Genomic DNA, 12240 nt, shown 5'->3' with positions numbered 1-12240 from the left:
TGAAAATGACAGAGAAAAGAGGAAACAAATGACAATTCTGAAAACCTATGGAAAAATCACCGCAGCACTTTTCTTGTTAGCGGCAAGCATCAATTTATTTTTAGGCCCGCATCATGTGGCAGCTGGCGGTGTCAGCGGAATCGGTATTTTATTAGAGTCAGCCCTCGGTTGGGATCGAGCGGCTGTGATCATGGTCTTGAATATTCTCATGCTTATTCTTGCCTATGCCTTTTTAGGGAAGGGGCCTTTTTTGAAAGTCCTCTATGGTAGTTTTGCTTTTCCAGTAGCAATTGCTTTAGTCCCAGAATATATGGTGGCTGAAGATCGGCTGCTTTCCGTGATATTTGGCAGTGCGATTTTTGCTTTAGGAGTAGCGATTTTGTACAAAAATCAATCTTCTAGCGGTGGTACAACGATTCCACCGCTGATTTTCAAGAAATACTTTAATTTGAATCCAGCGATTGGCTTGCTGGCGACCGATGCGATCGTGGTCTCCATGAACTTGTTCGTTTTCGGGTTTGAAGAGTTCTTGTTTGCGATATTATCGATCGTGATCACCTCTGGTGTGATGACCTACATTGAAACGGGCTTTAACCGGAAGAAATCCATCATGATCTTAAGTGAGAACCACGTGAACGAGATTCGAGAAGCAGTCTTTGATAAAACAGCTCGTGGTGCCACACTATTGGCTGCCCAAGGCGGCTACCAGCAAGCAGACAAACAAGTACTGTTGATCGTGGCCAGCGACCAAGAATTTATGCAGATCAGACAAATCATTGAGACCATTGACCCAAAAGCGTTTGTGATCGTCAATAATGTCTCAGAAGTACTGGGCCAAGGCTTTAGTTATCACCCAATCGAATGAGCGTATTCTCGCTTGTTCAGCGTATGAAACCACCCTCGTCAAGTAGGCAATCTACTCGACGAGGGTGGTTTTTAAGGTCCATGATTTTCAAATAGCTTTACTCCGTAAAGTAATCGGGAAAGGCCTTTTCCACAAAAATCAAATCGTTATCAATGACATCAATGTGTTGTCCGACCAAGGGAGCAATTTTGGCTTGGTCTTTTTCTTTTAAAGTGGCTAAGATTTCTTCGTGATCCCGCAAAATAATTTCCCAAGACAATTCCTCCACCTCTAAACGTAAGAAGCGGAAGCGATTTAAAGGCAGATTGATCGTTTGTAGCCAATTCCAGACATTTTCTTTGTCGGCGATTTTATAAATCAACTGATGGAAGGCCTCGTCGAGTTGGAAAAACTCGATTTCATCCTTCAATTGGGCATAGGTCCGCTGCAAAATAACGAGTTTTTCTAGTTCTTTCAGCTGCTCTTCTGTAATGGCTTGGCAGGCCGCTACGAATACTTCTTTTTCAAGCGTCTCTCTGACAAAACGAGCTTCTTCAATTTGTTTGATACTGATTTTAGAAATATAGGTGCCGCTTTGGGGAACGACATGGATCAGTGCTTCACGGCGCAGACGAATAATTGCTTCACGGATCGGCGTCCTGCCAATGGTTAGCCGCTGCTCCAATTCCTTTTCAGATATTTTTTGACCGGGAATCAGTTTGGCGGTTAAGATCAACTCTTTGATTGATTCATAAGCTTGTGATTGAAAATTTGTAGGTTTCAACATAAACGCTTCTTTCTGTATCAGGCATTCAATTACCTTCTAAAGAAAAACTCTGAAGGAAGGTGCCTAGGGATAGTTTTGAGTAATAAAACTAGTATATAAGTTGAATAACCTTTTGTAAAGGCTTGCAATTCAGCACAGAATGAACTAGAATACTAATATATCAGTTTTAAAGAAAAGGAGGAAGTAGGATGTTTGATTTTGCTGCCTTGAAGCAGGCAGGAGTTACGATGCCGATCGTTCCCAAAGAAGTGACGGATCAATCAGATACTCAGTTTCAATGGTTACACTTTGGTGGGGGAAATTTGTATCGGGCATTTCACGCAGAAGTAGCCCAAACGTTGATCGATCAACAAGCGCTGACAAAAGGAATCGTAGTTTGTGAAACCTTTGATGAACAGGTGATTGATCAAGTATATGCCCCTTACGAGAATGATATTTTAGAAGTGGTCATGCATGAAGGGGGACGGTTGGAGAAAAAATTGCTCCAGTCAACGGCGGCTAGTTATTATTGCCATCCTTCCCGCATTGCGAGTTATGAGCAAATACGCAAAGTATTTCAGGAGCCGTCACTACAGTTGGTTACCGTAACGATCACAGAAAAAGGCTATGGCTTAAAAGACAGTCAGGGGAAATTTTTACCTGTCGTACAAGCGGATCTCGCTGCGGGTCCCCATCAGGTCAACCATACAATGAGCATTTTGGCTAGCTTTTTATGGGATCGTTTTCAATCAGGGGCACTTCCGATCGCTATGGTTTCCACCGATAATTTTTCGCAAAATGGGCTCCGTTTCCAAACGGCGATTGTCACCATTGCAAAAGAATGGCAAAAGCTGGGGCATGTTTCAGAAGCGTTTGTCCGATACTTAGAAAACAACGCGCAGGTGACGTTTCCGTGGTCAATGATCGATCGGATCACGCCAAATCCTTCAACAGCAGTTGCAGAAGAATTAGCAGCAGCTGGGATCGAGCAGCTGCCAGTCATCCGTACCGATAAAGGAACGAATATCGCTCCGTTTGCTAACACAGAGACGACTCATTACCTGGTGATTGAAGATGATTTTCCAAATGGTCGCCCGAATTTGGATAAAGCGGGGGTGATCTTGACGAGTCGAGAGATCGTCGACAAAACCGATAGTATGAAAGTCACAACTTGTTTGAATCCACTGCATACCGCAATGAGTTTGTTCGGCTGTTTACTCGGTTATACATCCATTGCTGCGGAAATGACCGATCCAGATATTGTTGCTTTGATCAAAGGAATCGGCTATCGTGAAGGCTTGCCGGTAGTGGAAGATCCTGAGATCATTCAGCCAAAGAAATTTATCGATGAGGTGGTGGGCCTTCGTTTACCCAATCCGCTGATTCCTGACACTCCACAGCGGATCGCCGCAGATACCTCACAGAAAATCGCCATCCGTTTTGGCGAAACCATCAAAAAGTATGTGGAGAAAGAAGGCTCGGCTTCTGAGCTGACTTTCATTCCCTTAGCGATTGCAGGCTGGTTGCGTTATCTATTAGCGATCGATGATGAAGGCCATCCATTTGGCCCAAGTCCTGATCCCCTCTTAGCAGAATTACAAGAGATTTTACGTGAGTGTCAGTTAGGGACAGCCGCCGATGTTCAAGGGATCATTCGACCAATCTTAGCAAATCCGCAGATTTTTGGTTTGGATCTTTATCAAGCAGGAATCGCTGAAAAGGTGGGTCACTTGTTCGCTAAGATGCTGGCAGGAACCGGCGCAGTCCGTAAAACATTACATGAAACAGTAGAAGGGATCGAATAAAAAATGGAAATGACATTTCGTTGGTATGGAAAAGACTACGATAAAATCAAGTTAGCAGATATCCGTCAAATTCCTGGAATGAAAGGCATCGTCGGCACACTCTTTGATTTGCCTGCTGGGGCAGTTTGGCCGAAAGAACGGATCAAGGCGCTCGTGGAAGAAGTCGAAGCAGTTGGCCTTTCCCTGAAGGTGATCGAAAGCGTCAATATTCATGATGACATCAAGATTGGCTTGCCTTCGAGAGACCTGTATATCGAAAACTACAAAAAAACGATTCGTAATTTGGCAGCATATGGGGTCGAAGTGATCTGCTATAATTTTATGCCGATTTTCGATTGGATCAAAACGGATCTCGATTATCGCTTAGCCGACGGTTCTTCTACGATGGCATTTGAAAAAGCAGGGATCGACAAAGACCCAGAAGAGATCGTCAAAGAAGTTGAGGAGTCAAGCTCTGGCTATACCTTGCCAGGCTGGGAACCAGAACGTTTGGCACATGTCAAAGAATTGTTTGCTGCGTATAAGGATGTCGATGATGACAAATTAAGAGAAAACTTTGCTTATTTCCTAAAAGCCATCATTCCCACCTGTGAAGAGGTCGGCATCAAGATGGCTGTTCATCCAGATGATCCTCCCTATTCGATTTTTGGTCTGCCTCGTATCGTTAAAAACCGCGATGATTTGGATTGGGTCTGCAACGTGGTAGACAGTCCGTCAAATGGTATCACACTTTGTACTGGCAGTATCGCCGAAGACCCAGCCAATAATGTCTATGAGATTTTGGCTGAGTTTTGTCGCCGGGATCGGATTCCTTTTGCCCATGTTCGTAACATTCAATACTTGGGCAATGACAAAGACTTTTATGAAGCACCGCATCTCTCATCTGAAGGCTCATTAGACATGTATCAGATCCTAGAAGCGATGTACAAAAATGGCTTTGACGGCTACATTCGACCAGATCATGGGCGAATGATCTGGGGAGAAACGGGACGTCCTGGCTATGGCTTGTATGATCGGGCGATCGGCGCTTCCTACTTATTAGGGTTGTGGGAAGCCATCGACAAGAGCGTGGGGCGTTAAGAAAAGGAGCGAAGAAATGTTTTTAACTGACGATTTTATTTTGAAAAACAGCTTTGCCAAACAGTTGTACCATGAGTATGCAAAAAAGCAGCCGATCATTGATTACCATTGCCATTTAGAGCCGAAAGAGATTTTCGAAAACCAAAACTTCACCAATCTCACCCAAGCGTGGCTGGCGGGGGACCATTACAAATGGCGCTTGATGCGTGCCAATGGTGTTGCAGAATCTTTGATCACTGGCGATGCTGATGACTACGAAAAATTCTGTGCTTGGGCGCAGACCTTGGAGGCTTGCATTGGCAATCCATTATATGTCTGGACCAATTTGGAATTGAAGCGAATCTTTGGTATTGATGAGCGGTTGACACTAGCCAATGCAGCAAGCATTTGGGAAAAAGTCAATCAACAGCTGCAGACGAAGGAATTTTCACCACGAGAACTGATCAAAAAGATGGCCGTTGAGGTAATCTGTACGACGGATGATCCCATTGATTCGTTGACATATCATCAAAAGTTGGCAGAAGAATCCTTTGCCGTGTATCCTACCTTTCGTCCTGACAAAGCAATCAATCTGCAGAATCCAGAATTTCCAGCATACCTTAAGCAATTGGCTGCAGCTGCGAACAAAGAAATCACTAGCTATCAAACGCTGGTTGAAGCATTGGCCGTACGTATTTTTTACTTCCAGCAACGGGGCTGTCGTTTAGCAGATCACAGTCTATCACGTCTTGGAGAGGAAGCCTACGATACCGCTGCACTTGAAGCGATTTTTCAGAAGCGTTTGACCACTGGGACACTGACTAATGAAGAAATCAGACAGTTTCAAACCGGCTTGCTGATTGACTTGATGCGCCAATACGCGAAGCAAGGCTGGACCGCGCAATTGCATCTGATGGCGACTCGCAACAACAGTCAAAAACTTTTCCAACAACTAGGACCTGATAGCGGCGGTGATGCGATGGGGGACGATCGTCTAGCGAGCGGCTTGAGTCGGACATTGGCGCAGCTTCAGGCGGAAAGCTTATTGCCGAAGACGATTTTGTATTCACTGAACCCCAAAGATTATCCAGTGTTGACTGCGCTGATGGGGGCGTTCCAAGAAGAGAGCAAAGGCAAGCTGCAATTAGGCTCTGCTTGGTGGTTCAATGATACGTATTCTGGTATGCGATATCAGTTGACGACCCTAGCAGAAGGCGGGATTCTTGGAAACTTCGTCGGCATGCTGACGGATTCTCGCAGCTTTTTGTCTTATCCACGCCACGAGTATTTCCGGCGGATTTTGTGTCAGGTGATCAGTGAATGGGTAGAAGACGGACAACTACCAGCAGATGAAATGTATTTAGGGCAGATCGTCGCAGATATCTCTTATCACAATGCGAAAACCTACTTTGATTTTCCAAACTAATGACTACTCGATTCGTTCTTGGCTTGCTAGAGAAGGAATCGAGTGTTTGGATGGCTATTGCTAAAGTTGCGTCTGTTCATTTACTATTGGCAGGGAATCCAGTACTATGATAGAAAGAATCAAAGAAGGAGCGAGTAGTATGAATCCATTCTATGAAGAAGTCTATGCGCTGGCGCGGCAGATCCCTTTTGGTAAAGTCGTCTCCTATAGTCAGATTGCGTGGAAATTGGGACAAATCAACGGCGCGCGAGCAGTCGGTCGAGCGATGCGCTTGAGCCCTCAGGATGTCCCTGCCCATCGAGTCGTGCGGGCAGATGGCGTCTTAGTTGGTCCCACCGCCAATGTGCGAAAAGCAGCACTCGTCGATGAAGGGGTGGTCTTCAAAGCCAGTGGTCGTATCGATATGAAGGCTTGCAGTTGGTCCATGAGCGAGATCGCTCCCGCTCAAATGAAGGAGCCATTATGAAAAAACGTGAATTTATCGTGCAAGATCTGTTGAGTAAAATCTATCAGGAAGAATTTTCTGCCGGCAAATTACCCAACCAAAGAACCCTTGCGCAAACCTATGGCGTTTCGCGGTTTACGATCCAGCAAGCAATCAAAAACCTTGAAGAGATCGGGATCGTCAAAGTAGTACAAGGTTCAGGGATTTTTATCCATGAAAAATGGGTCAAAAACCCAATGATCTTTAATTCCTTGACCCGCACCCCTTATGACCGCATCCATTCCAAAATGATTTCCTTGAATAAGGCGGCAGCAACGTTGGATGAACAGCAGATTTTCCAAATAGGCCCAGACGAGGAAGTCTGGACCTTTGAACGAGTGCGGATCGTCAATTATAAAATCGAACAGCTGGAAACCTCTAAATTGCCCGTCAGCCTATTTCCTGAATTGACACAAGAAATCGTGGAGCACTCGATCCAACGCTATGTCGAAATCTGCGGATACCGCATTTCCCACTACATCACCAGCTATACCCCCATCACCACATCGACTGCGCAGTCGGGCATTTTATTGTGCAAGCGGGGGACGCCGGCAATGCAGATCAGCAATCGGGCGATTTTAGAAGACGGCCGCGTGTATGAGTTCAGTAATATCGTTGCCATTGATTATGCCGTGACCTACATCCGTCCCTTTGACCGTGAGATCCATCGCTCACGCATCGATTGATTTGGAAAAGCAAATTTGCCAGTTGCGTCTTTTTTATCCAGAAAGAACAAAAGACATCCCCCGTCGGTTGGACAGGGGATGTCTTTTGTTGTGTTTAAGGAGTGATCAATGTGCCGTCTGGTGTACGGCTCTGGGTCCATTCATGAGGACGGTAAACCACGGGAAATTCCGCAGCTGCTGCTTCATCGAACGTGATTCCGATCCCACTTTTCTCGATCGGATAAAAATAGCCGTTTTCAGGTTGCGGACTGCCACCAAAGACCGACTGGGTATTTGCTGGGATCGCAATCGTTTCTTGGATCGCGGCATTGTGCAGATGGATATTTAGATGGGTGTTGACGGCTAAGCCGACAGGGCTGATATCAGACGGCGTGTGCCAAGCGATCCGAATGCCCATCGCATCGCAGAAGTGAGCCAATTTCAATGCTGGCGTGATCCCACCGATTTGTGAGACATGGGCACGCATAAAGTCAATCTGTTGATTTTTGACTAGCTCTTGCCATTCCATCGGATTATTGAACAATTCGCCGGTCGCGATCGGGGTCGCCGACTGGCTGCGGAGTTGCTGCAACCACTTGTTTTGATCCGGCGGCAAAATATCTTCTAGGAAAAAGAGATTAAAAGGTTCAGCGGCTTTTGCAAATTGAATCGCTTGGTTTGGATGCAGCCGTTCATGCACGTCATGCAGCATTTGAAATTGATTGCCGTATCGTTCTTGGATCGCAGCAAACATTTTCAGTGTTGTGTCCATGTAGTCTGTTTGATCAAAATAGGAACCAGCGATGGGCTGATCGGGTGTTTGCAGTTGGCTAGGATTTCCACCATAAAAGCCTAATTGACAACGGATATAGCGATACCCCTCAGCCAAGAAGCGATCGATTTCTTGATAAAGATCTTCTAGATTATCTGCCACGGCATGAGTATAGGCGGGAATCGCCGTACGCGCTTTTCCACCTAACAGTTGATACAATGGCATATCGGCTAATTGTCCCTTGATGTCCCACAAAGCCATGTCAACTCCTGAGATGGCATTGTTGGTGATTGGACCATTCCGCCAGTAAGAATTGACATTCATCACTTGCCAAAGATCTTCGATTTGATTGGCATCGCGGCCAAGTAAGAGGGGGCGTAAATACTCGTCAACGACGGTTTTTACGGCTAGTGGGCGAAACTGGAAGGTTGCGCAGCCTAACCCAGATACGCCTTTGTTCGTTTCTACTTTAACGACAACAAGGTTATGGCGATCAGGTTTGATCGCAAAGGCTTTGACGTCGGTGATGATCGTTGGTGTCATTTCATTCACTCCAATTTTTGTCTCTAGTTGCTATAGCCATTGAAACATGCTTGGCAACCGCTGTCAATTTGGTCTAATAAAAACTAGATATACACCATAAAACCAGTCCAATTTTTTACTTTTTTATAATAAAACGTTGATATATAGCGTTTTTATTCTGTTTTTATCAAAAAAGGACTGGTTTTACAAGTATGTGTGAGCATGCTACTATGTGTGTGAAAACGGAAACACCTGAAAGGGCGCCCGTCAAAAGGATCAGGACCGTTAGCAAACAACAGGGGGAAAAAAAGATGACCAAAGAAGACATCGTAAAACAGATTATTAAAGATGTTGGCGGATCAGAAAATATCAACAATGCATGGCACTGTATGACTCGCTTGCGTTTTGATTTAAAGGATGAGAAGAAAGTCGACTATGCGGCGTTAGAAAAAACACCCAAAGTCGTAGGAACAAAATATCAAAGCAATCAGCTGCAAGTAGTGATAGGAACGGATGTTGCTGATTATTATGCACCTTTAGCCAAAGAATTAGGTCTTGATGAAGCGAACCAAGGGGGAACATCAGAGAAAAAAGGGGCCGTTTCCTTATTTATGGATACCGTTTCTGGCGTTTTTGGTCCGATCGTTCCAGCTATCGCTGGCGCAGGAATGATCAAAGGATTAATGGCTGGATTGGTGGCTTTGAATGTCATCTCTAATCAAACAGACACCTATTTAGTGATCGACATGATCGCGAGCGGCGTATTTACATTCTTGCCATTTTTTGTTGCTGCCTCAGCCGCTCGGATTTTTAAAACCAATCAATATTTAGCGATCGCAATCGCGGCAACGCTGCAATTTCCAACGATGACCAATGCGGTAGCCGAAGGAAGTATTTCCGCCTTTCGCTTGTTCGGCATACTGCCAGTACCCGTCTTTAACTATGCAGGAACAGTGATTCCCATTATCTTTGCCGTGCTGGCGCTCAGTTATATTTACCGTTGGGTCGATAAACTCTTACCACAAGTGCTGCGTACCGTGTTTACACCGACGATTTCGTTGTTTGTCGCTGGTATCTTGACATTAACGGTCATTGGCCCAATCAGTATCCATCTAGGAAACTTACTGGCTGCTGGCGTGGCTGGTTTATTCACTATCTCGCCTGTCTTAGCAGGAATTGTGGTAGGGGCGATTCGACCAATTGCAATCTTCACGGGATTGCATCATGCCATGACCCCGATCGCTTTGCAAAACTTCGCCAATCAAGGGTATGACATGTTGATGCCAATGATGTTTATGGCAAATATGGCAATCACCGGCGCAACAGCAGCTATTTATTTCAAAGTCAAAACCAAAGAAGAAAAATCGATCATTCTATCTTCGGCGGTTTCTGGCTTATTAGGGATCACAGAACCTGCGTTATTCGGGATTTTGTCGAAGTATAAAAAAGCCTTTATCGCAGCAACAGTTGGTAGTTCTGTGGCGTCTGCCTTCATCAGTTTCTTCGGTGTTCGGATTTATGGATATATTCTTTCAAGTATCTTTAGTTTGCCAGCCTATATTGGGGAATACTTTATCTATGCTGTTTTAGGGATCATCTTGGCAATCGGCTTATCCTTTGCAATGAGCTGGTTCTTGGTACCAAATCAAGCAGCCGAAGGCGATCGTTACACCAACGAAGTGGATCTGCATGCCGTGACCCATGGAGAATATGTCCCATTAGAAGATGTACCAGATGAAGTTTTTTCAACGAAAATGATGGGAGAAGGCTATGCCATCGAGTCACAAGATGGGCAAATCTTTGCACCGGTCAGTGGCGAAGTCACCACTGTGTTCCCTTCAAAACATGCCGTCGGGATCAAAACCCAAAACGGCGTTGAAGTTCTTGTGCATATGGGGATCGATACAGTCTCACTTGGCGGACAAGGCTTTGATGTCTTTGTCAAAGCTGGGGAGCAAGTCACTCCGCAAACCAAACTGGCACAAATGGATCTACCTTATATCAAGCAGCAAGGCAAAGAAACCATGGTGATCGTTTTGATCACCAACATGGATCGCGTGCAGCAATTTTCTGGAAGTACTGATTTAGAAGGCAGACACCAAGCCGGTGCATTGCTGGAAAAAGTCGTTTTGAATGCCTAATAAAAAAAAAGATGAGCTTCATTAATGAAGTTCATCTTTTTTTTATTGCAATTAACTACGCAGCCCACGGCCTTTTTGGATCAAGTACCAGCATACGCTGTATAAGACAACAATGAACAAGACCAAAATACCGATGGATAGGAAAATTGGGACATCGATGGTGCCTAAAAAGCCGTAGCGGAAACCAGAGATCATATACACGATCGGGTTGACTTTGGAGATCGTTTGCCAAATCGGCGGCAGCATGCTGATGGAGTAAAAGACGCCTCCAAGATAGGTCAATGGTTGTAAAACAAAGGTTGGCACGATGGAAACATCGTCAAAGGATTGGGCGAAGATCCCATTTAGCAACCCTGCTAATGAAAATAAGATGGCGGTCATGACTAGGGTTAAGACAACGATGACCCAAGAATACACATGTAATGGCACGAAGAAAAGGGAAATGATGGTCACCAATGTGCCCACCAAGATACTACGGCCAAGTCCGCCAAAGACAAAGCCCCAAATGATGACGTGAGTAGGAACCGGCGCCACTAAGAGTTCCTCAATGTTTTTTTGAAACTTCTGTGAAAAGAAGGAAGAAGACACATTGGAGTAAGAGCTGGTGATCGTCGACATCATGATCAGCCCAGGAACGATAAATTCCATATAAGAAAAGCCGCCCATTTCGCCGATGCGGCTGCCAATCATTTTCCCAAAGATAATGAAGTATAAGGAAGTAGTGATGACGGGTGGGACGAGGGTCTGCACCCAAATCCTTAAATAGCGGTTGGTCTCTTTGACCGCTAAACTTTTTAAGGCTGTAAAATAAAGACTAAACATGGTTTTCCTCCGCTTCGTGTGCTTCTTCGGTGATTTTCAAAAATAGTTCTTCCAAGCGATTGGATTTGTTGCGCATGGAGAGGACATTGATCCCTTGCTGGCTGAATTGAGCAAAAAGATCGTTGACGCCTTGGTCTCGAGCGACTTCAACGGCGATGGTCTGTTCATCTTCCATTTGGATCGGATATCCAGTGATCGTTGGTGCTTGTTTGATCGGTGCGATATCAAAAAGAAAGGTTTCAAATTGCAGTTTTGCCAACAAGGATTTCATGCTGGTGTTTTCGATCAGTTCACCAGATTGAATGATCCCGATGTTGCGGCAAAGCATTTCCGCCTCTTCTAAATAATGGGTCGTCAAAATGATCGTTGTGCCATTTTGGTTCAGCTCCCGCAAAAAGCTCCACATTTCCCGACGCAATTCGATATCGACACCTGCCGTCGGTTCATCCAAAATCAATAGCCGTGGTTCATGCATCAGGGCACGAGCGATCATCAAACGGCGTTTCATCCCGCCTGACAGCATCCGCGCACGAACATTGCGTTTTTCCCACAAATTCGACTGCTTCAAGTATTTTTCGCTGCGCTTGATGGCTTCGTTGCGGGGGACACCATAATACCCAGCTTGATTGACCACGATCTGCTGGACCGTTTCAAAGGGATTGAAATTGAATTCTTGGGGAACCAAACCAATCTGTTGTTTGACTTGGACCAATTCTTTGTCTAAATCGTAGCCGAAGACTTTGACGCTTCCGGAAGATTTATTGACAAGAGAGGTGATAATGCCGATGGTGGTGGACTTTCCAGCGCCGTTAGGGCCTAACAAGGCATAAAAGTCGCCTTCTTCCACCGTCAAATTTATGCCCCGCAACGCTTCAACGCCGGTGGCATAGACTTTGCGTAAATCGGTTAGTTCTAGTGCATAGGTCATGTTTGT

Annotated in this window: 11 protein-coding genes; 7 read left to right on the top strand and 4 right to left on the bottom strand. The window is 45.2% G+C overall.

What is annotated here, in order from left to right; translation table 11 throughout:
- Nucleotides 1-28: 28 nt before the first annotated feature.
- Complete coding sequence (locus tag IGK85_RS12875; protein WP_005234105.1) at nucleotides 29-865, top strand: YitT family protein; 837 nt, start codon at nucleotides 29-31, stop codon at nucleotides 863-865.
- Nucleotides 866-962: 97 nt separating this feature from the next.
- Here the strand turns inward: IGK85_RS12875 and IGK85_RS12870 are convergent, their stop codons facing one another.
- Nucleotides 963-1631: a GntR family transcriptional regulator gene (locus IGK85_RS12870; protein ID WP_008380656.1), complete on the bottom strand. Its 669-nt coding sequence runs from the start codon at nucleotides 1629-1631 to the stop codon at nucleotides 963-965.
- A gap of 188 nt (nucleotides 1632-1819) precedes the next feature.
- On the opposite strand from IGK85_RS12870, the gene IGK85_RS12865 reads away from it, so the two are divergent.
- The 5 genes from IGK85_RS12865 to IGK85_RS12845 all read left to right on the top strand — a co-directional run bounded on the left by IGK85_RS12865 (nucleotide 1820) and on the right by IGK85_RS12845 (nucleotide 7070).
- Nucleotides 1820-3415 carry a mannitol dehydrogenase family protein gene (locus IGK85_RS12865; protein ID WP_008380658.1) on the top strand — a complete coding sequence of 532 codons (1596 nt, stop codon included), beginning with the start codon at nucleotides 1820-1822 and terminating at the stop codon, nucleotides 3413-3415.
- A gap of 3 nt (nucleotides 3416-3418) precedes the next feature.
- Nucleotides 3419-4495 (top strand): mannonate dehydratase, encoded by a 1077-nt coding sequence (gene uxuA / locus IGK85_RS12860; RefSeq protein WP_008380661.1) that lies wholly within the window; start codon nucleotides 3419-3421, stop codon nucleotides 4493-4495.
- 16 nt (nucleotides 4496-4511) lie between these two features.
- The gene (uxaC, locus tag IGK85_RS12855; protein ID WP_008380663.1) at nucleotides 4512-5900 is read left to right on the top strand and encodes a glucuronate isomerase; all 1389 of its coding nucleotides are present in this window, start codon (nucleotides 4512-4514) and stop codon (nucleotides 5898-5900) included.
- Nucleotides 5901-6039: 139 nt separating this feature from the next.
- Nucleotides 6040-6366, top strand: a complete 327-nt coding sequence (locus IGK85_RS12850) for an MGMT family protein (protein WP_008380664.1) — start codon at nucleotides 6040-6042, stop codon at nucleotides 6364-6366.
- Nucleotides 6363-7070: a GntR family transcriptional regulator gene (locus IGK85_RS12845; protein ID WP_008380666.1), complete on the top strand. Its 708-nt coding sequence runs from the start codon at nucleotides 6363-6365 to the stop codon at nucleotides 7068-7070. The genes IGK85_RS12850 and IGK85_RS12845 overlap by 4 nt, the downstream gene beginning before the upstream one ends.
- Before the next feature lie 94 nt (nucleotides 7071-7164).
- On the opposite strand, the gene IGK85_RS12840 is transcribed toward IGK85_RS12845, so the two are convergent.
- Complete coding sequence (locus IGK85_RS12840; RefSeq protein WP_005234111.1) at nucleotides 7165-8364, bottom strand: enolase C-terminal domain-like protein; 1200 nt, start codon at nucleotides 8362-8364, stop codon at nucleotides 7165-7167.
- Between the two features lie 290 nt (nucleotides 8365-8654).
- Here IGK85_RS12840 and IGK85_RS12835 point away from each other — a divergent pair, with 290 nt between their 5' ends.
- Nucleotides 8655-10484 (top strand): glucose PTS transporter subunit IIA, encoded by a 1830-nt coding sequence (locus IGK85_RS12835; RefSeq protein ID WP_008380669.1) that lies wholly within the window; start codon nucleotides 8655-8657, stop codon nucleotides 10482-10484.
- Between the two features lie 51 nt (nucleotides 10485-10535).
- Here IGK85_RS12835 and IGK85_RS12830 read toward each other — a convergent pair whose 3' ends face one another.
- Both IGK85_RS12830 and IGK85_RS12825 read right to left on the bottom strand, forming a co-directional pair.
- Nucleotides 10536-11306 (bottom strand): ABC transporter permease, encoded by a 771-nt coding sequence (locus IGK85_RS12830; RefSeq protein ID WP_005228499.1) that lies wholly within the window; start codon nucleotides 11304-11306, stop codon nucleotides 10536-10538.
- Nucleotides 11299-12234: an ABC transporter ATP-binding protein gene (locus IGK85_RS12825; RefSeq protein WP_005234114.1), complete on the bottom strand. Its 936-nt coding sequence runs from the start codon at nucleotides 12232-12234 to the stop codon at nucleotides 11299-11301. The genes IGK85_RS12830 and IGK85_RS12825 overlap by 8 nt, the downstream gene beginning before the upstream one ends.
- Between the last annotated feature and the right edge of the window lie 6 nt (nucleotides 12235-12240).

Origin of the sequence: Enterococcus sp. AZ015, assembly GCF_050499225.1 — a bacterium.
GTDB classification, from domain to species: domain Bacteria; phylum Bacillota; class Bacilli; order Lactobacillales; family Enterococcaceae; genus Enterococcus_D; species Enterococcus_D entomosocium.
This window is presented reverse-complemented; position numbering and strand designations above follow the sequence as displayed.

What these genes read in the sequence shown, in the direction of transcription:
- IGK85_RS12875 (WP_005234105.1), top strand. Translation starts at nt 29, where the DNA reads ATGACAATTCTGAAAACCTATGGAAAAATCACCGCAGCACTTTTCTTG.
- IGK85_RS12870 (WP_008380656.1), bottom strand. Translation starts at nt 1,631, where the DNA reads ATGTTGAAACCTACAAATTTTCAATCACAAGCTTATGAATCAATCAAA.
- IGK85_RS12865 (WP_008380658.1), top strand. Translation starts at nt 1,820, where the DNA reads ATGTTTGATTTTGCTGCCTTGAAGCAGGCAGGAGTTACGATGCCGATC.
- uxuA (WP_008380661.1), top strand. Translation starts at nt 3,419, where the DNA reads ATGGAAATGACATTTCGTTGGTATGGAAAAGACTACGATAAAATCAAG.
- uxaC (WP_008380663.1), top strand. Translation starts at nt 4,512, where the DNA reads ATGTTTTTAACTGACGATTTTATTTTGAAAAACAGCTTTGCCAAACAG.
- IGK85_RS12850 (WP_008380664.1), top strand. Translation starts at nt 6,040, where the DNA reads ATGAATCCATTCTATGAAGAAGTCTATGCGCTGGCGCGGCAGATCCCT.
- IGK85_RS12845 (WP_008380666.1), top strand. Translation starts at nt 6,363, where the DNA reads ATGAAAAAACGTGAATTTATCGTGCAAGATCTGTTGAGTAAAATCTAT.
- IGK85_RS12840 (WP_005234111.1), bottom strand. Translation starts at nt 8,364, where the DNA reads ATGACACCAACGATCATCACCGACGTCAAAGCCTTTGCGATCAAACCT.
- IGK85_RS12835 (WP_008380669.1), top strand. Translation starts at nt 8,655, where the DNA reads ATGACCAAAGAAGACATCGTAAAACAGATTATTAAAGATGTTGGCGGA.
- IGK85_RS12830 (WP_005228499.1), bottom strand. Translation starts at nt 11,306, where the DNA reads ATGTTTAGTCTTTATTTTACAGCCTTAAAAAGTTTAGCGGTCAAAGAG.
- IGK85_RS12825 (WP_005234114.1), bottom strand. Translation starts at nt 12,234, where the DNA reads ATGACCTATGCACTAGAACTAACCGATTTACGCAAAGTCTATGCCACC.